Here is a 19539-nt window from a genome sequence, read left to right as displayed (position 1 = left end):
CTACGCTCCTGCGGGGTCTCCCCTGCCCCGTACTCCCGCAGGAGCGTAGCGCCTTCCACTCCAATCAACAGAGTGTGAAAAAATTATACATCAACAACCTTTTGGGCCAGCCTCTTTTAGTATGTATAAACTTTCTCGTTCACCCAAAACTGAACTGTCCCATCCTCGAGTCGCTCATACTTAATCTTTTCGCGCTCGAGCGCACTCCGTAAACTCTCCATCGCCAGCTCTTGCTTGACTTGGAGTTCGATTATTTTATGGTTTAATGCAGCGGTATTTGTAACCTTGAAGAACTCTAGATAGGTAAGAATCTCTTGTTGCTGCTCCATGACATGCAGTAAATCAAGTTTATGGGCTTGTAAGCGTGATGGTGGGTCCAGAGCGGAAAGTTTTTTCCATACGTGAATTTGTTCTGCCTTTGCTTCACGGTAGTTAACCGTCTGCCCAGAAAGAGTTTGATTGAGCAGTTGTTCACTTTGCCTATATAAAAGCTGCTCTTTCGTTAAATAGGCAGCCAAATCGGATTGATTAGGGTGAAATGAATACAGAACAGCCATTAACAAGATGAGCAGAAATCCGGCTGCTAGTATGACCCATTTTTTCATAGAAGATGGATGTGGCGTAAGGGATCCCGTTTCTTCCGCGTGGTAGAATCGCCCCGCCGCCTGTAATTCTTCCAGCTCTTGTTTCATTTTTTGTTGGGCAGGAGTCAGCAACTTTAAGCCCTCCAATAGAATAGGATTGATAAAACTACTACTATCCTACTATAAAACCTCGAGTAAAATCCATTTATTATCCAAATTTATAGATAAATAATCTTAGCTTCCATCATGTCTAGCATTTTGAGTGTTCAAAATTAATGTGTTTGTTTATTTGTTCTCTTTGCTTCAAAGGTCCACTGATTATTTAAAATGAAGTTGATTCCCATTCCCAGCGCGGTTGCTGCTAATTGTGAACCGTACTGATTGAATCCCCATTGATGGACAAGTAAGAAGAGGCAGCCTGTATTGATACTTAGTACAATTAAATTAACGATGACAAATTTAACGAAAACAGCTAGATGGTTTTCTGTATTTTTAAATACCCACTTCTTATTCCAGTAATAGCTATTCACTAACCCAATCAGGTAAGAAAGGATATTGGCTGCGATGTAGTGCATGCCTAATTTGACAAACAAGATATAACAACCGATTGAAATAAGTGTATTCACAATCCCAACCAGTCCAAACTTCAGTAACTTTTTCATACGAACCCTTCAATCCCTAAATATGATTACCTCCATACTAATGATTTGGGAAAAGAAATGCAAAAAAGTAGTCAATCCCCTGTCCAGATCCTTGTGTTTTCTATAAATAAAGAGGAAAGGAGAGGTTGTATATGAACATCATTCAGCGATTTATTCCTGCTTTAAATAAAGAAACGCGCCCTGGCATCAAAATGGTCCCCGCCTACATCACCATCCATGAAACAGATAATCCTAGCCCGGGTGCAGGTGCTCGGGCACATGCCAAATTACAGGAACGGGGAAATGACCGTTTGGCCTCCTGGCACCTGCAAATTGATGAACGTGAAGCGATTCAATCCATTCCCTTTTATGAGACAGCCTGGGCGGCAGGGGATGGCAGAAGTGGTACAGGTAATTCTTCCTCGATTCATATGGAAATATGCGTAAACAGTGATGGGGATTTTAAAAAGGCGGTCAACCATGCAGCGGAGGTCACAAAACAATTGATGGAGACCTATCAAATCCCCTTGGCTAACGTGGTCCAGCATCACCATTGGAGCGGGAAAAACTGTCCTAGATTTCTCCGCAGCGGGGAAAAAGGGATCGACTGGAATGACTTTATTCAATTGGTCAGTAATGAGGATAATCACAAACGTACACAAGAGAACATGCCTTTTCCCGGCCATTTAATAAAAAGAGGCTCGATCGGAAAAGACGTCGAGCGAATCCAGAGAGCTATTGATGTAAACGTGGATGGCATTTTTGGCCCAAAGACAGAAAAAGCTGTCATGGCTTTGCAAAAACGCAACGGATTAGCCGCAGACGGAATGGTAGGCACAAAAACCTGGGCAGTGTTGTTTTAACGATTCATTTTATCTAAAGTCGTATAGAAAAAGTTACTGGAATATTGTCCTGCATATTCCAATATAGGAAAAATTGCTTATTTTTCTCCAATTAATAGAGGATTTGGCAGGAAACTATTTAAAAATTCGTCATAATAAGCGATAATAAACTATATTTCGGAATATTTTTCTAGTTTTCGAGGATAGACAATCAAATTAATTGTCATTTTTTATTTTTTCATATAGGTAGATTTATATATATAGGAGTGGATGAATTGAAAAAAATGGGGAAAGTGATGGTCCTTTCTACCTGTTTGCTGCTGGGAAGCGGTGCAGTTATCCCTTATGCATCTAACAGTCTGGGTCACGTTTATGCCGACACGATTAGTAAAATCTATTACCAAACGACTGCAAATCTAAATGTCCGTATCGGAGCAGGAACGAACTATAAAACTATTATTACCATCCCTAAAGGAAAAATTATAACTTCCGCAGAGAGAAAAGGGGCATGGTATAAAGTATCCTATACTTATGCGGTCAAAGGAAAAAATGTTAGTATAACCGGCTGGGTAACCGGGAGTTTCCTAAAGGAATACTATATTTATAGCAATACAGGCGGGACTTATTATTTTACCAATAAAACTAGTAGTCTATATCCTACACCAGATAAAAAGAATAAAGCCGTATCCACTCTTGCAGCGGGAAACGGCCTAGTATCTACTCAAAAAGTGGTCAACAGCATTGGACAAACCTGGTATCGGGTCTCCTATAATGGAAAGACCTTGTATGTGATCAGCAGTGATGTTTCAGCAGGCCCTGTAAAATCCTTTACTAAAGCCAATTATCAACTTACAAGGAATTCTTATTTATATTCCTCGTATGGAACTAGTTATCCCAAATTGATGGGGATTCCTAAAGATACCATCATCTCCTCTGTCAAGACTGTTGGGAATTGGTATCAAGTAACCTATCAAGGGAAAACAGGATACATTCCAGGAACGGACCTTAAATCGGTTACGCAAACTCCTGTGAAACCAGTCGTACCAGTGGTACCGACAACGATCGTAAAAACGTCTTACCAAACGACCGAGAATGTAAATATGCGTTCAGGGGCAGGAACAAGTTTTAAATCGATTATGACAATTCCGACCGGCAAAATTGTTACTTCCTCAGAGAAAAGTGGCTCTTGGTACAAAGTATCCTATACGTATACGAGCAATGGAAAAAATGTTACCGCTACCGGTTGGGTAAGCGGGGAATTTTTAAAGGAATACTATAGTTATAGCAATACAACTGAAACCTATTATTTTACCAATAAAACGGTGAGCTTATATTCTGCTCCAGATAGTAAGAATCAAGCAGTATCTACTCTTACAGCAGGAAACGGTCTTTTATCGACACAAAAGGTTGTTAACAGTATTGGACAAACCTATTATCGGGTTTCTTATAATGGAAAAACCTTGTATGTGATCAATAGTGATGTAACAGCCGCTTCTGTTAAAACTTTTGCAAAAGCCGATTATCAGACAAATAAAGATTCTTATTTGTACTCATCCTATGGAACTAGTTTTGGAGTATTAATGAATCTGCCTAAAGATACGATCATCTCCTCTGCAAAGACGATTGGCAGTTGGTATGAAGTGACGTATCAAGGGAAAACAGGATATGTTCCGGGAACCGATCTCCAATCGCCTCCGCAAAATACGGAAAATCCGTTAGTAGTACCGGAAAAAACGTATTTAGTGACAGATGATTTAAGATTAAGACAAGCAGATAACACTTCAGCAGCGGTTCTTACTGTTATTCCTAATGGATCGACAGTAACATCTGCAGAGCAAACAAGTAATGGCTGGTTTAAAGTTACGTATAACGGCAATACAGGGTATGTTTCCAGTACTTACTTAAAAGAATATCAAAAAGAAGATAATTATAAATTTATTGATTTGCGGACGACTTCTCCTGTAACCGCCAGTCAAATTAATGCATACATCGCTGCGAATGTAAATGGCCGTCCAAGTGTGTTACTGAATAAAGGTCAAGCCTTTATCGATGCAGGGAAAACGTATGGGATAAACGCTCTATACTTAGCAGCACATGCCATTCATGAAAGTGGCTTTGGAACCTCCAATATTTCTTTAGGTAAATTGAACCTATTTGGTTATGGAGCTTTTGATATCACTCCTTTTGTAGGAGCCTATCGTTTTTCAACCATTGACGACTGTATCAATTATATTGCTCAAAAAATAAAATCGGATTATTTAAACCCAGAAGGTACACATTTTGAAGGTGCTTTCCTTGGCTATCGGACGAATGGAACAAACGGGACTCGAGATGCAAGCAAAAGTATCGGCATGAATTATTGGTATGCGTCCGATCCAAATTGGGCGAATGCCATTGCGCAGCACATGCAAAAGATTTTACCGTTTGATAAAAATTATTATGCGAATGCCGCCATTAACACCACGATTCCGGCTGTTCCTGGTATTCCGGCAGGAAGCGATCAATTTCCTGCTAACATCCAAGCGGCAGCGAAAGTTGATATCATCTCGAATACAAATACGATTAAAGCAGGATCAACGTTTGTTCTTCTAGAAAAGAGCAATGATTATAAGTTAAGAGTGCAATTTAATGATGCGGTCTATTGGACAAACAGAATAGACTTTTCTAGTTACAAAAATTCTTTCACTGTCCTGAATTTAGGAAGAGTTTCGGGCGCCAGCACCGTGAATGTTCGCTCTACACCAGAAGTTACTGCCGATAATTTTATTGGAAGTTTAACTTTAAATAGTTATGTGGCGCTGGTTTTGGATGCGAGCCAAAAAGTGATCATGGACCCATCTCAAAAGTGGTATAAAATCAAACTGCCGAATGGAAATGACGGCTGGATGAGTTCACAGTATATTGTGAAAGAGCTTCAGTAATTTTCTTTTGGAATTGCATGAGAGTGCCATTTACTTAGCAGACTGCAAAGTAAATGGCATTTTTTTATTATTCAAGCTACAAACATATTTCACTAGAATGACTAGATTTTACTGGCTGAAAATTGGTATTATTGATGTCGGTAAAGGATTGTGTCGAAATTTGCTCTTTTATCGTTGTATTACTTAAAATGGAGGGTAGAGTGACTGGTTTTACTTTTCCCTAGGATAGGAGCGAAACTACAATTGGAATCTGAACGAAAAAATAACTTTTTTAAAGGAACACTATATGTTTTTATCATTAAATTAGTAGGGGCAGGATTAGCATTTTTAACCCAAGTGATCTTGAGTAAATCATTAGGGATTGAATCCTATGGTTCCCTGAGTATATTTTTATCATTGGCGAATATATTAATGGTTTTACCTGTGATTGGTATGGATACAGGGATCATTCGCAGTGTTGCAGGTACGGATGAAAAAAGCCAGCGCAAATGGTTTCTCACGATTTCTTTAAAGATAACAACCTTATTATTAGTCCTAGTTTTATTGGTTGTCTGGGTAGCGAAAAAGAATATATTTGCGTCGTTTAAGTTAGATCCAGAGTTAGGAATCTATTTATTGATTTATGTGATTTTTTTAACGTATGCCAAAATTTTGGATGGTTTTTTTCAGGGAGAGAAAAAAACAGTTTTGGCGAATATCTTTTCCCCGTTTTTAAATAATGTGCTCAAATTCATTTTACTAGCTGCTCTGTTTACCATTACACACAGTCTAAAGGCAGCGGTTATCGTCATGCTGGCAGTTGAAATGGTGTTAGTGGTGATCCGGTTTATTTATATTGCCAAGGACTATTTAAAGGTCCATTCTCAGCCTAAGGGCCAGGTGAAAGAATATGTTAACTATTCAATCCCATTATTTTTTGTTGCTTCGATTTCGATTGTCCTTATTTCCCTAGATAAATTTGTCTTAAGTTATTTGACGGGGAATTTTGAGGTAGGGATCTTACGTATTTTTGAAAACTATTCAGCCATATTGGGATTGTTTGTGGCACCTTTTGTTACAATGTGGCCAATCATGTCTGAATACTATAAGAAAAATAAAATGAGTGAATTAAGTGAGCTATTTAAGCAATCCACGTTAGTGATTGCGGCGTTAGTATTACCTGCCTGGGTGACGTTGACGGTTTGTACAGAAGAGATGCTTAGCATATTTGGAGTGAAAGCCTCACAGGTAGAGAACATTAAGCTAATTATGTTTTTGTTTTTCCTTGGGACCGTATATGATGCAATCATTGGCCCGGCGGGAGCCCTGCTAAGCATGACAAAGTATTCGAAAACGAACTTGCTGAATAATCTATTGTTATTTGTTTTGAACCTCGGGCTAAGTATCATTTTGATTTCTAAAATTGGTCTGCTTGGCTCTGCTATTTCTTTTTCGGTCTCTAAAGTATTTATTAATACACTTAACGTCGTTCAAAATAAAAGGCTGTTTAATTTATTTCCCTATGGAAAACTGCATTTCCTTTTAATTGGTGCGGGGATTCCCATTTACTATGTGGGTACTCTAGCAAAAGAAATGATCCATTCAGGCACGATTATTAACTTAATCGCTGTAGGTGTCATATCCTACTTATTATATTTAGGATTATTTCTCTTACTGAACAAAGAAAGTGCCAAAAAATTATTACTTCAATTCAAAAAGAAAAACGCTTAGGCAAATATAAACTGGAGAATTGTCCAGCTCCAGCGCCTAGCCCCTAGAGGTCATAAGCCAATCCGTCCAAAAGGTTAAAGAGCAACCTTTCGGCCGGCTCGTCTTATGCTTGGCTACATAAAGCTATCGCTTTCTGTACGCATTAAGGGCGTCTAGTCTTTGACCTTGCTTTGCCGGTCAGTCGACAAGTCGCCCTATATCGGGGCTGAACAAGGCGCTTGCGCTTTTCTAATTTGTTGAAAATACCATATTTATGATAAAATTCTTGAATAGTGAACAAGTATTGGTTTAGTATTGTGTAGGTAAACTAAAATCAATGCTTTGAAAAAAAATCTTACTAAAAATATAAGAGGGTAAAAAATGCGAAAAGTAATTACTTACGGTACGTTTGATTTATTACATTACGGTCATATTAACCTTTTAAGAAGAGCTAAATCATTAGGCGATTATTTAATCGTGGCACTTTCTACCGATGATTTTAATGAAATAAAAGGGAAGAAATCTTATTTTTCATATGAGCAAAGAAAATTATTGTTAGACGCAATTGTCTACGTGGATGAAGTCATTCCAGAAAAAACGTGGGAACAGAAAAAAGAGGATGTCATCAATCACGATGTCCATACTTTTGTCATCGGGGATGATTGGAAGGGGAAATTTGATTTTCTTTCTGAATTCTGCGAAGTGGTTTATCTACCTAGAACGGAAGGTATTTCGACCACGAAGGTTAAAACAGATTTGAATAAACAATAGTAAAATACTTTCTTCTTATTTATGGTTTCAAAATTTGGGGGACTTCTAATGACAGACTTAAAAAATAAAGTAAAGCAGTTCATTAATTTTTTCTTCTATCTCATCAGCTGTCTGGTTATTAAGAAGAAAAATCGAATTGTCTTTGGAGCTTGGTTAGGTGACAGGTTTGGTGATAATCCCCGGTTTCTGTTTGAATGGCTTGCAGAGAAACACCCAAATGAATTTGAATTAATTTGGATTGGGAAGCCACATATATATGATCAACTAAAAAAGATCGATCACATTACATTCTATAAAAAGAATTCACTGCAGGGACTTTTCAAGTCGATGACAGCTAAGTATGCTTTCTTTTCCCATTCCCATCATGATATTTCCAATTTAAATGTTTTTGGAAACTGCATAACCGTCCAGCTTTGGCATGGAGTTCCGTTAAAACGAATTGGGGACGACTCGATTGGATATGAAAGCTCGAATGATTTCTTTAGTAACTTTAATAGAAATAAAATGACTAATTATCGTTTTTATATCTCTTCTTCTCAAGAAAATTCAAATAAGCTGTTAACTGCGTTTAGACAATTTAGTATAACGGCAGATAAAATTCTTTCAATTGGACAGCCTCGAAACGACTTTTTAATCAATCAAAAGGATTTTACGTCAACGTATAAAAAGAAACTTTATGACCTTTTTCCTGAAATAAAGGATAAAAAAATTATTACCTATATGCCGACTTTTCGTGATAAAACGGCGAACAATTTTTCTTTTAAATTATTAACAGGAAAAGAGCAAGAAAAGTTAATAGAAGTGCTTACTAAACATAATGCGGTGATTTTAGAGAAAAACCATTATGCAGAAACGGGATCTTCCCGAGCCACTTTAGCTCCATCGCCATTTATTAAATCTCTTACCGATGTTCCTTTTGACTCGCAAGAACTGCTTCTTGCTTCGGACATGCTGATTACGGACTATTCTAGCTGCTATTTTGACTTTTTATTACTTGATCGACCCATTATCCATTATGCCTACGACTATCAATCATATGGCAGTATTGATAGAGGTTTTTATTATGACTTAGAAGATGTTTCTGGAGGATCCATTGTTAAAATAGAGGACAAACTCCTCGAGTCGATAGATAAAAATCTAACTGAACCTAATTTACACAAGAGTAATCGTAACAGTACGATCGCTTTTCTGTTAAATAATGAAAAGGGAATTAGTAGTGAGGAAATTTATCAGCATATTTTACTAGGTCAGTAAAACTGAATATAATCTTCTAACTCGGTGGTGAGAAGCCTGTTCTCTAAAGGTCTCTCACCACCGAGTTTTTTTATGGTGATAGATACCATATAAGGTTTAAAACCATAAATGGTAGAATTAATGAACAAACTCCTAACAAAAACATGAAAATATGATTAATTATTTTTATATGAATTACAAACTCTTCAAAAAATTATATAATGGATTTTGGCAGATCAACTACTGAAAAGGATGGAAATAATGAATAGACAAATCCACAGAAAAAAGAAAAAAAAGTTTAAAGTAAGAAAAGTTCTCTATTGGATTTTTGCACTTTTAATAGGGCTTTCTGGATATATATACTATCAGTACTCACAAGGGATTAAACAAGCTCAGGGTAAATCTATTTCCAATGAAACAGCAAAAAAAGAGTTTAATGGATCTAAAAGAGGAAATATGGATAAAGTGAATATTCTTTTGCTTGGGATTGATACCAGAGGAGAGGAAAAGTCACGCACGGATACGATCATGATTGCCCAATATGACCCTAAAAAACAAACGGCAAAAATCGTCTCTCTGATGCGGGACATTTATGTTGATATTCCCGATCATAAAAACTATAAACTAAATACGGCTTACTTTCTTGGTGGACCAGAGCTGCTAAGACAAACCATTGAGCAAAACTTTGGTATCGATATTCATTATTATGCAGTAGTTGATTTTAAAGGCTTCGAATCGGTCGTAAATACGTTAGCGCCAAATGGAATTGAGATGAATGTTCAAAAGAGAATGTCCAAAAATATTGGTGTGGTATTACACCCGGGTTTACAATATTTAAACGGGAAAGAATTACTTGGATACGCACGTTTTAGACACGATGCTCAAGGTGACTTTGGCCGGGTTGAACGTCAACAAGAAGTATTAAATGCCCTAAAGGATCGAATTCTTAGTGTCAATGGTGTGACGAAACTACCAAAACTAGTTGGGACAATTATGCCATATATCGATACCAATTTAGAGGGTGTTGACCGCTTAGCGATATTAAAGGACTTTTTCCTAAATCCTCCAGGTAAAATTGAATCATTACGTATTCCAGTCGATAACTCTTATACACCGGCAAATTATGATGGGGTGGGCTCCGTTCTTGACATCGATTTTGACAAAAATAAACATGCCATTGATGAGTTCCTTAATGGAACAGAAAGTCAGACCACTTCAGATAAATAAGATTTACTACACGTATAAAACGCTAGACTACTATCTTATAGACTATAAAAATAGTCTATGAGGAGTAGTCCTTTTTATGGAAAGATTTATAGTGAGTAGAATCTGGTTACATCTAACCAAATGCAAGTTAAAAGTTGAAGTAAATGAGTAGGTTATGTATATTAGTACATGTCATGTTAAGGCTTCAGAACGATAAAATTCTTGTATAGGTTTGGTGCGGCATCTTAAAACTATAAAGGTAAAATGGGGAAAGACTTTATTATAATACTCTAAATAGAGTAATGAGGAGTAATAAGATGAAAAAAAATATAATTCTGATTTTAAGCTCACTGCTAATCTTATCTATGTTTCTTAGCATTTTTTATGCTGCTTTTTTTCATAAAAATAAAAATGTGTTGAATCAAAGCGATGAAAATGTCCAAAAAGATCTCCGACTTAACATTGGTTCAGAACCAAAGTCCTTACATCCTGGTCTTGCGGATGATTCTACATCAGGATCCGTCCTTTCACAAGCTTTTGAAGGGTTAACAAGAAAAAATGTATGGGGGATAACGGTAAATGCAGCTGCTAAGGTCATAAAAATATCAGATGATTTAAAAACCTATACCTTTACACTTCGGGATGCAAAATGGACCAACGGTGATCCAGTTACGGCACAAGATTTCGAATATGCATGGAAATGGGTTTTGGACCCGGCCAATAAGTCAGAAAATGCCTACCAACTTTATGATATTAAAGGTGCAAAAGCTTATCACGATGGAAAAGGAAATCAAAAAGACGTAGGGATAAGGGCGCTAGATGACCATACATTAGAAGTTGAAATTAATCAACCGGATTCGCATTTCTTAGAATTAACTACCTTAAGTTCCTACTTCCCAATCAATCGTAAAGTAGCAATGGCACATCCTTCTTGGGCAAAGGAAGTGGGGAAATATTACATAACAAATGGGCCTTACACCATAACAAAATGGAACCATAATAAAGAAATTGCCTTTGAAAAAAATGTGAATTATTGGGATGCCGCAAGAGTTAAAATAGAGAGCATCTCCATGCAGATGGTAAATGATTCAACTAAAGAGTTATCCATGTATGAACATGGGGATCTCGATGTCATGGTGGCTGCCACTACTAAAACAAAAGAGGATGATCAAGATTTATATGCTCACTCCCTTACTGGTTTATACAAACTTGTGATCAATACGGAAGCAAAGCCCTTCACGAATAAGAATATCCGAAAAGCTTTAGCTTTTGCCATTAATCGCCAGGAGTTGGCTGATCATAGTGGGCTTGATGAAGTCGAACCGGCCATAGCTGTCATTCCCCCAGTCCTATTCCCGGAAAATAAGAATAGGTATTTCCATGATCATGATCTAACAAAAGCAAAACAATACCTCCAAACAGGTTTGAAAGAGTTAGGGTATACCGATGTTTCTGCCCTTCCTGTTATTACACTTTCTTTTAATGGTAGTGAATCGGACAAAAGAATGGCCCAAACAATTGTGGATATGTGGAAAGAAAACCTAGGTGTTAAGGTGAAATTGGATAGTTCAGCTCTGAATACACAAAATAAACAAGATACCAAAAAAAGTTTTGATGTTTCTTTAATCATGTCTGTAAACGATTATAATGATCCACTCCATATCCTTGAACAGAATACTAATTCTTTATTCAATGGGACTGGATGGGATAACAAGCAATTCGAATCCATGGTAAAACAGTCTAAAATGAACATGGATAAAAACCAACGTCTGAAATTGATCCAAAGAGCGGAATCAGTCCTAATGGATGAAATGCCGATTATTCCTATTACTTTTACAACAACTGAAATTATCCAAGATTCAAACTTACATGATATTGCTATTAATAATCAAGGGAATTTACAGTTCAAGTGGGCTTGGTTTGAATAGACTTTTCCTACTGGGGTTTTTAAAAAAAATGACGAAATATGTTACAATACAACTTAGACTGAATCGTTTCTAGGGTATTGGAATGTTTAACAGGGGGAGTTTGTTATAAAGAATCATCGTTTTTTTTCATCTGCTTTATCGTTACTTTCAATCTTGTCTTATTTTTTGTGTGTTTTTGCCTTAACTAGACAATTTCCATTTTATCAATTGTCGAAATTAATCAGTATTAGTCTCATTATGGTGTTTGTTTTTTCCGTGCCCTTTTTGTTAAAAAATTTCTGGAAAAGTGAAAAATCAATCAAATACTTGTTTATACTCAATATCGTTTTTTTGACTATTTTGCTGGTGTATTCCATTGTAGTTAAGCATAATAGTCTTTCATTAGCTCTTCGATTTTACTCTGTGCTTGTCTTAATACTGGCTGCTTTCTTTTTACCGCCAAAGAAAATTTACGTGAATATATTTATTTTATTAGCAGTGGTGCAGAGTGTTTTGTTAATCGGGTTTGAAATTTATATCGTCTTAAAGGGAGACCCGGGATTTGCTGGATATATAAGATCAAAGGTACTTAGTTTGAAGTTAGGGGACATTTATACCTTTAATGGTTATTTTTATCGTGTGCAAATAAAGGGGAACCCTGTATTACCGATTGCTTTTTTAGTTAGCTTATTTGCGATTCAATCCAAACGAATCAAAATTTCTGCCGCTGCCCTTTTATTTACAGGAACAATTGTAGCGGGGAATTTTGCTTTCATATTAGCCATTTTATTCTTTTTTGGTATGTACCTTGTCATCTTATTTTTTTCTAATAAAAGGGTATCTGCCTTTTTGAAAAATTTATTAAAAAGCAGGACGAGAATATTTTTGGGAGCAGGTGCGGTTTTAGTCGTTCTCTGCGTGGCTGCCTTTGTAATATACCCTTATTTTCAGAGTTTGTTCCTTCTGAAAATGCAGCGTTCGATTCCAACTCGTTTTGACCAAGTGATTCATCTTATGAATGATTTAAGGGAGTCAACTAGTACCGTACTATTTGGTCAGGGCTTAGGAAACTTAATTAATGTAATCTCAGACTACCGTGACTATCGTAATTACTACTACTATGAATTACAATCCATCTATATTCTCAATCAGGTAGGCGTTATATATTTTACTTTCTTCCTAATCACAAAGGTTACTTTTATTATCAGATTTTGGAGAAATAAATTTGTCTACTTAATTTATCTTGCTTACGTATTATATGCTTTTTCCAATCCTTATTTATTTGATGCAACCAATATTATCGTACTGATTGTATTAAATTCATTAAGTAAACTTTATCTAAAAGAAGGTTATAACAGTGAATCGAAAATATAAGGTTTGTGCTGTTATGGTTTGTTTCTATCCTGACATAGAAGAACTTTCCTCTAATATTAATGCCATTGTTGGACAAGTTGAGAAATTAATCATAGTTGATAATAGTGAAAAGCCAGTTAATCACCACTTTTTAAATAAAAATGATCAGGTCAGTAAAATTGAATGGGTTTCTTTGAAGGAGAACTTGGGGATTGGCGCGGCGCATAATGTCGGTATTAAAATGGCCTTGGAACAAAAATTTGATGGCATCCTGCTGCTGGATCAGGACAGCAATCCACCCGAAAATCTCGTAAAGGAACTCGCTTCAGGTATGGAATTTCTGAAAGCTCAAGGGATAAAGGTAGCTTGCTTGGGTCCGGATATTTTTAATAAAAACACCAATGAAACCTATAAGCCTCTTGTCAATAAGGGAGTAGAAGTAAGTGAGGATTTTGTAGAAAAAGATGTTTTGATTAGTTCTGGAAAACTAATTTCAGCAGAGGCTGTCAAACAAATCGGAATGATGGATGAAGCTTTATTTATTGATTTAGTCGACTTTGAGTGGTGCTGGAGAGCAAGAAAAGAGGGCTTTAGAGTTTTTAGTAGTAAGCGTGCTAGAATGGGACATATGGTTGGGCAAAAAAATGTAAAAATTTTAAATGTCTATAATTTATTAATTCCTTCTCCGATCAGACACTATTATCAATTTAGAAATACTATTTTCCTGTTAAAAAGAGGCTATGTTCCTCGTTACTGGAAGATAAAAGCACTGATTGAAAGAGGTATTGAACTATTTCTATATCCTTTATTCGTTTCCCCAAGATTAACTAGATTTCAGTATATTCTTAAGGGAATAAAGGATGGCTTATTCAACAGGAAAGGGAAATTTATTAATGGCTGATCGCATGATAAATATAGATAGCGTATGTGCAATTGTTGTAACCTATAACCCTAATATTGAAGAGCTAAAGGAAAATATGGAATCCGTTGTTCATCAAGTTGGAGGTATATGCATTGTGGATAATTCGACCGATGCATCTCTCCAGGAAAAGCTGCTGGCTTTTCAAGACAATAAAAAGTTTCATGTCCTATCCAACAAAGGAAACTACGGGATCGCCTTTGCACAGAATATAGGGATGAAGTGGGCCTTAGATAAGGGCTATGAGGCTTTTTTTCAATTAGATCAGGATAGTAAATTGATGGAAGATACGGTGTTAAAATTAGTAAACGAATATAATTTTTTATTATCACAAGATAAGAAGATCGCCTGTATTGGACCATTAGCGTTTGATCGTGATAAATCGGAAGATGATGTCTATCACAATTACAATTCAACGAATGAAAGAATAATTAAAGTTCCACAAACCTTAAGTTCCGGTTCCTTAATTCCAAAGGATGCTTTTATAGGCATTGGCGGAATGGAAGAAGACTTATTTATTGATTTAGTTGACTATGAGTGGTGTTGGCGGGCAGAAAAACAAGGCTATTCCACCTATGTTACAAATGATGTGAAAATGGCCCATCGTTTAGGGGAGGACAGGTATCACTTTTTAGGCAAGAGTATTGGCGTCCCTTCTCCGATCAGACATTACTATCAGTTCCGCAACACCCTGGAAATGTTAAAAAGGTCATATGTGCCTTTGAATTTTAAAGTGAAATATATTCCCATTTTACTTTTTAAGTTTTTCTTTTTCAGCCTGTTTGTAAAACCAAGAGCGGTCCGTTTTAGGATGATGGTAAAAGGGACGATGGATGCACTAAGGGGAGTTAAAGGGAACATTAATGGAGACCGGCCAGGTATCGTCAGGATACAAAGTCATGAATAAAATGGAGTTGAAATAATGAACTTTTCAGTTCTTATGTCCGTATACTTTAAGGAAAAACCCGAGTACTTAAGAGAATCAATTGAAAGCATGCTGCGTCAGACGTTAAGACCAACTGAAATTTTAATTGTATTTGATGGGAAACTCACGGATGAATTGTATCAATTATTAAATGAATATAAAAAGGCAGAACCAGATTTGTTTAAGTATGTTGAACTAGAACAAAATATGGGGTTAGGGAAAGCCTTGGAGATTGGAATTAAGGAATGCACGTATGATTTAATCGCACGAATGGATAGTGATGATGTATGTCATCCGCAACGATTTGAAAAACAAATAAACTTTATGGAAAATAATCCTGATGTACAAGTTCTTGGATCTTGGATCGGTGAATTTGAAGAAGATGTTGAAAAAATAGAATCGATTCGTAAAGTTCCTGCCAGCTATGAGGAGATTTTAAAATATGCGAAAACACGCTGCCCCTTAAATCATATGACGGTCGTTTACTGGAGAGATGCTGTTCTGAAAGCTGGCAGCTATCAGACCTTAATGTGGAACGAGGATTATTATTTATGGGGAAGAATGTTAAATAGTCATATAAAAATAATGAATTTACCAGAAATTTTAGTCTTCGCTCGTGCGGGCGCAGATATGTTCAACCGACGCGGGGGACTAAAATACTTCAAAAATGAAATGGAACTGCAAAAAGAATTTTTAAAAATGAATTTTATTGATAGACAAACGTTTATCAAGAATGTTATTACTAGGGGAGCTGTCAGAGTACTTCCTAACTCCTTTAGGGGCTTTGTTTATAAAAGGCTGCTAAGACGCTAAGAAAGATAAAAAACCTCCTTGATTTTCAAAGTATTGATAGATAGCAGGAATTACATATTTTTAAAATGTCTATAGGCATAAATAACCTTGAATGGGAGCTGAATGAAAAATGAAAGGAATAATTCTCGCAGGCGGAAGTGGTACACGTCTTTATCCGTTAACAAAGGTAGTCTCAAAACAGTTATTACCTGTTTATGACAAACCAATGATTTATTATCCGCTTTCTGTACTTATGTTGGCAGGTATAAAGGATATCTTAATTATCTCAACCCCAGAAGATACAGCACGATTTGAGCAAATTTTAGGAGACGGTTCCGATTTAGGAATGAATTTTTCGTATAAAATTCAACCACATCCTGGCGGGTTAGCACAAGCATTTTTAATCGGTGAAGAATTTATTGGCGATGACAATGTTGCCCTCGTTCTTGGTGACAATATTTTTTATGGCCATGGACTGACCGATCTATTAAGAAGCGCAGCTTCCAGGGAAACGGGAGCATCCGTATTTGGATATTACGTAAACGATCCAGAGCGTTTCGGTGTGGTTGAATTTGATAGCGAAGGTAAAGCCGTTTCGATTGAAGAGAAGCCTGTAGAGCCTAAGTCTAACTACGCAGTGACCGGACTTTATTTCTATGATAATCGGGTTGTCGAGATTGCCAAGAACATCAAGCCTTCTCCGCGTGGCGAACTTGAAATTACCGACATTAACAAGGCCTATCTAGAAATGGGAGAACTCAATGTCGAATTGCTTGGACGCGGTTATGCTTGGTTAGATACCGGAACGCATGCGTCATTATTAGAGGCATCGCAATTTATTGAGACAGTGGAAAAACGGCAGTCCTTAAAAATTGCCTGTTTAGAAGAAATTGCATATAAAATGGGCTATATAACAAAAGATAAGTTATTAGAATTAGCGGAGCCATTAATGAAAAATCAATATGGGCAGTATTTACTAAAAGTAGCTACTCAAGAATTGAAATGAGGTAGAAAGAATGAACGTTATTGAAACCAAGCTTTCTGGCGTAAAAATTTTGGAACCAAAGGTTTTCGGTGACCATCGCGGTTACTTTATGGAAAGTTATAATAAAAATATCTTTGAAGAATTAGGTTTAAACTTTGATTTTATTCAAGACAATCAATCGCTGTCCGCTCCTGTTGGAACTTTACGCGGGTTACATTTTCAATTAAATCCAAAAGCACAAACAAAGGTTGTTCGTTGTGTAACAGGAGCCATTTATGACGTTGCAGTGGATATTCGACAAGGTTCTCCTACATATGGGCAATGGGTTGGCGTGATTTTAAGTGAACATAATAAACGTCAGCTGCTAGTTCCAAAAGGTTTTGCGCATGGGTTCTGTACGTTGGTACCTGATACCACTGTTGCTTATAAAGTGGATGAATATTATTCGCCTGAGCATGATGGGGGGATCCTCTGGAATGATCCTGAATTAGGCATTGATTGGCCAACAATGAATCCTATTCTTTCTGATAAGGATACCAAGCACCCAACATTAGCAGAAGCAAAAAATCTAAATTTTATGTTTGAAAAATAGGAGGCACCTTATGAAATTGTTAATCACAGGCGGAGCTGGTTTTATTGGCAGCAATTTTGTCCGCTATATGGTAAATAAATATCCAAACTATCAAATCGTAAATCTTGATTTACTGACCTATGCAGGAAATCTTGAGAACTTAAAGGACATCGAAAATGCAGCGAATTACACGTTTGTACGTGGTGATATTGCAAACCGCGAATTTATCGGTAGTCTTTTTCAAGAAGAAAAGTTTGATTACGTCATTAACTTCGCTGCTGAATCACATGTTGACAGAAGTATTACTGATCCAGGAATCTTTGTTCAAACAAATATCCAGGGGACGCTTGCCCTGCTTGATGCGGCTAAGACCATTGGCGTAAAGAAATACCTTCAGGTTTCAACAGATGAAGTTTATGGAACCCTGGGAGAAACAGGCTATTTTACAGAGGAAACCCCATTAGCGGCTAATAGTCCTTATAGTGCTAGTAAAGCTGGTGCAGACCTGCTTGTTCGTGCTTATCATGAAACGTTTGGCCTGCCAGTAAATATTACGCGCTGCTCAAATAATTATGGACCTTTCCATTTCCCTGAAAAACTGATTCCATTAATGATTATTAATGCTTTAAACGACAAGGAACTTCCTGTTTATGGGGATGGCTTAAATGTACGTGACTGGCTTCATGTTGAAGATCATTGCCAAGCAATCGACCTTGTTCTTCATAATGGCCGCAATGGCGAGGTATATAACGTCGGTGGCAATAATGAACGCACAAATATTGAAATTGTTCAAACCATTTTAAAGCAATTGGGCAAGCCAGAATCGTTAATTAAATTTGTTAAAGACCGTCCTGGCCATGACCGCCGTTATGCTATTGATGCTGCGAAATTAAGGAATGAACTTGGGTGGAAACCAAAATATACGTTTGATACCGGCATTGAGCAAACGATTAATTGGTATTTAGAAAATAAACAATGGTGGGAAAACATCATTTCTGGAGAGTATCAGGATTATTTTAAATCCCAATATGGTGAGAGATTAGAGGTTGAATAAATGAAAGTTGTTGTTACAGGAGTAAAAGGCCAGTTAGGCTATGACCTTGAAAAACAATTAACGGCCAGAAACCACGAGGTATTTGGTCTTGATCGCAGTCAATTAGACATTACTGACGAGCAAGCTGTGAAAGCCTATATGGAGTCAGTAAAGCCTGACGCTATTTTACATTGTGCTGCTTATACGAATGTGGATGCTGCGGAACAAGACAAAGAAACAGCCTACAATGTTAATGCATTAGGTGCAAAATACCTTGCGGAAGCAGCCAGCAAGGCTGGAGCTAAAATGGTTTATGTGAGTACCGATTATGTTTTTGATGGTACAGCTTCTGAGCCCTATGAGGTAGATCATCCGACCCATCCGCTTGGTGTCTATGGAGAAACAAAATTTGCGGGTGAAGAATTTGTTAAAAGGTCTTTAGACCGATATTTTATCGTTCGAACCGCATGGGTATTTGGCATCAACGGAAATAACTTTGTCAAAACCATGCTTCGTCTTGCAGAAGAGCGTGATGAATTAGGGGTTGTCCACGACCAGGTTGGCTCCCCAACTTATACCGTTGATCTTGCCCGATTTATGATTGATTTAGTGGAGTCTGATCAATATGGTATTTATCATGCTACCAATGAAGGTGTTTGCTCTTGGTACGAGTTTGCGGTAGAAATTTTCAACCAAGCTGGTGTGAATGTGAAGGTAAATCCATTGACTTCAGAACAATTTCCCCGCCCAGCGGCTAGGCCTAAATATTCAGTTTTAAGTAAGAAGAAAATCACTGACCAAGGTTTTACTCCGCTCCCAAATTGGAAAGAAGCTTTATCAGCATTCTTAAGGGAAATTAAAGGTTAATGAGTTATAATGAAAGGGATATGTAAAAAGTCGTTTCAGCGACTTTTTAACATATTCCTTTTTTTCATACATATTCTTATTGTTATGTAAAAGAGCATCAAACATTTATTAGCGAAATGTAACCTGGTTTGCAATAATTCGTCTAACTAGTGGGTACATAAAAGGAAGTGTGTTAACTAATAGTTTTCAATATTAGAGATTTATTACAAAGTAAATTTAATAGTTTCATTGATTAAAAGTCTGTGCTATAATCCTTAGGGAGTATTTTATCGAAATTTGGCTTTTTTTATAGTTTAAATC

General features: G+C 36.8%; 17 protein-coding genes. 15 read left to right on the top strand and 2 right to left on the bottom strand.

Annotated features, from left to right (window positions below; genetic code table 11):
• Positions 1-116 precede the first annotated feature (116 nt).
• A complete protein-coding gene (locus L1999_RS26055; protein ID WP_235741176.1) occupies positions 117-716 on the bottom strand; it encodes a hypothetical protein in 600 nt (199 codons plus the stop codon).
• A gap of 140 nt (positions 717-856) precedes the next feature.
• On the bottom strand, positions 857-1246 hold the full coding sequence (locus L1999_RS26050) for a GtrA family protein (protein WP_235741175.1): 390 nt from the start codon (positions 1244-1246) through the stop codon (positions 857-859).
• A gap of 131 nt (positions 1247-1377) precedes the next feature.
• Here L1999_RS26050 and L1999_RS26045 point away from each other — a divergent pair, with 131 nt between their 5' ends.
• The 15 genes from L1999_RS26045 (at position 1378) to rfbD (ending at position 19239) form a co-directional block, all read left to right on the top strand.
• Entirely contained in the window at positions 1378-2088 is a 711-nt protein-coding gene (locus tag L1999_RS26045; RefSeq protein ID WP_235741174.1) for a peptidoglycan recognition protein family protein, read from the top strand.
• Positions 2089-2351: 263 nt separating this feature from the next.
• Entirely contained in the window at positions 2352-4988 is a 2637-nt protein-coding gene (locus L1999_RS26040) for an SH3 domain-containing protein (RefSeq protein ID WP_235744472.1), read from the top strand.
• 243 nt (positions 4989-5231) lie between these two features.
• On the top strand, positions 5232-6698 hold the full coding sequence (locus L1999_RS26035) for an oligosaccharide flippase family protein (protein WP_235741173.1): 1467 nt from the start codon (positions 5232-5234) through the stop codon (positions 6696-6698).
• A gap of 360 nt (positions 6699-7058) precedes the next feature.
• Complete coding sequence (gene tagD, locus L1999_RS26030; protein WP_235741172.1) at positions 7059-7448, top strand: glycerol-3-phosphate cytidylyltransferase; 390 nt, start codon at positions 7059-7061, stop codon at positions 7446-7448.
• A gap of 48 nt (positions 7449-7496) precedes the next feature.
• The gene (locus L1999_RS26025; protein WP_235741171.1) at positions 7497-8702 is read left to right on the top strand and encodes a CDP-glycerol glycerophosphotransferase family protein; all 1206 of its coding nucleotides are present in this window, start codon (positions 7497-7499) and stop codon (positions 8700-8702) included.
• Positions 8703-8942: 240 nt separating this feature from the next.
• Positions 8943-9908 (top strand): LCP family protein, encoded by a 966-nt coding sequence (locus L1999_RS26020; protein ID WP_235741170.1) that lies wholly within the window; start codon positions 8943-8945, stop codon positions 9906-9908.
• 296 nt (positions 9909-10204) lie between these two features.
• Complete coding sequence (locus L1999_RS26015) at positions 10205-11815, top strand: peptide ABC transporter substrate-binding protein (protein WP_235741169.1); 1611 nt, start codon at positions 10205-10207, stop codon at positions 11813-11815.
• Positions 11816-12268: 453 nt separating this feature from the next.
• On the top strand, positions 12269-13168 hold the full coding sequence (locus L1999_RS26010; RefSeq protein ID WP_235741168.1) for a hypothetical protein: 900 nt from the start codon (positions 12269-12271) through the stop codon (positions 13166-13168).
• Entirely contained in the window at positions 13152-14048 is an 897-nt protein-coding gene (locus L1999_RS26005; protein WP_235741167.1) for a glycosyltransferase family 2 protein, read from the top strand. Before L1999_RS26010 ends, L1999_RS26005 begins: the two co-directional genes overlap by 17 nt.
• Positions 14008-14973, top strand: a complete 966-nt coding sequence (locus L1999_RS26000; protein ID WP_235741166.1) for a glycosyltransferase family 2 protein — start codon at positions 14008-14010, stop codon at positions 14971-14973. The genes L1999_RS26005 and L1999_RS26000 overlap by 41 nt, the downstream gene beginning before the upstream one ends.
• 15 nt (positions 14974-14988) lie before the next feature.
• Positions 14989-15804 carry a glycosyltransferase gene (locus tag L1999_RS25995; protein ID WP_235741165.1) on the top strand — a complete coding sequence of 272 codons (816 nt, stop codon included), beginning with the start codon at positions 14989-14991 and terminating at the stop codon, positions 15802-15804.
• A gap of 109 nt (positions 15805-15913) precedes the next feature.
• A complete protein-coding gene (gene rfbA, locus L1999_RS25990; RefSeq protein WP_235741164.1) occupies positions 15914-16789 on the top strand; it encodes a glucose-1-phosphate thymidylyltransferase RfbA in 876 nt (291 codons plus the stop codon).
• Between the two features lie 10 nt (positions 16790-16799).
• Positions 16800-17360 carry a dTDP-4-dehydrorhamnose 3,5-epimerase gene (rfbC, locus tag L1999_RS25985; protein WP_235741163.1) on the top strand — a complete coding sequence of 187 codons (561 nt, stop codon included), beginning with the start codon at positions 16800-16802 and terminating at the stop codon, positions 17358-17360.
• Between the two features lie 10 nt (positions 17361-17370).
• Positions 17371-18393: a dTDP-glucose 4,6-dehydratase gene (gene rfbB, locus L1999_RS25980; protein WP_235741162.1), complete on the top strand. Its 1023-nt coding sequence runs from the start codon at positions 17371-17373 to the stop codon at positions 18391-18393.
• Positions 18394-19239 carry a dTDP-4-dehydrorhamnose reductase gene (rfbD, locus tag L1999_RS25975; protein ID WP_235741161.1) on the top strand — a complete coding sequence of 282 codons (846 nt, stop codon included), beginning with the start codon at positions 18394-18396 and terminating at the stop codon, positions 19237-19239.
• Positions 19240-19539 lie beyond the last annotated feature (300 nt).

It is taken from the genome of Neobacillus drentensis, assembly GCF_021560175.1.
Classification (GTDB): Bacteria; Bacillota; Bacilli; order Bacillales; family Cytobacillaceae; genus Neobacillus; species Neobacillus drentensis_A.
This window is presented reverse-complemented; position numbering and strand designations above follow the sequence as displayed.

Coding starts and splice junctions, on each gene's coding strand:
- L1999_RS26050 (WP_235741175.1), bottom strand. CDS start 1,246: ATGAAAAAGTTACTGAAGTTTGGACTGGTTGGGATTGTGAATACACTT.
- L1999_RS26045 (WP_235741174.1), top strand. CDS start 1,378: ATGAACATCATTCAGCGATTTATTCCTGCTTTAAATAAAGAAACGCGC.
- L1999_RS26040 (WP_235744472.1), top strand. CDS start 2,352: ATGGGGAAAGTGATGGTCCTTTCTACCTGTTTGCTGCTGGGAAGCGGT.
- tagD (WP_235741172.1), top strand. CDS start 7,059: ATGCGAAAAGTAATTACTTACGGTACGTTTGATTTATTACATTACGGT.
- L1999_RS26025 (WP_235741171.1), top strand. CDS start 7,497: ATGACAGACTTAAAAAATAAAGTAAAGCAGTTCATTAATTTTTTCTTC.
- L1999_RS26020 (WP_235741170.1), top strand. CDS start 8,943: ATGAATAGACAAATCCACAGAAAAAAGAAAAAAAAGTTTAAAGTAAGA.
- L1999_RS26015 (WP_235741169.1), top strand. CDS start 10,205: ATGAAAAAAAATATAATTCTGATTTTAAGCTCACTGCTAATCTTATCT.
- L1999_RS26000 (WP_235741166.1), top strand. CDS start 14,008: ATGGCTTATTCAACAGGAAAGGGAAATTTATTAATGGCTGATCGCATG.
- L1999_RS25995 (WP_235741165.1), top strand. CDS start 14,989: ATGAACTTTTCAGTTCTTATGTCCGTATACTTTAAGGAAAAACCCGAG.
- rfbA (WP_235741164.1), top strand. CDS start 15,914: ATGAAAGGAATAATTCTCGCAGGCGGAAGTGGTACACGTCTTTATCCG.
- rfbC (WP_235741163.1), top strand. CDS start 16,800: ATGAACGTTATTGAAACCAAGCTTTCTGGCGTAAAAATTTTGGAACCA.
- rfbB (WP_235741162.1), top strand. CDS start 17,371: ATGAAATTGTTAATCACAGGCGGAGCTGGTTTTATTGGCAGCAATTTT.
- rfbD (WP_235741161.1), top strand. CDS start 18,394: ATGAAAGTTGTTGTTACAGGAGTAAAAGGCCAGTTAGGCTATGACCTT.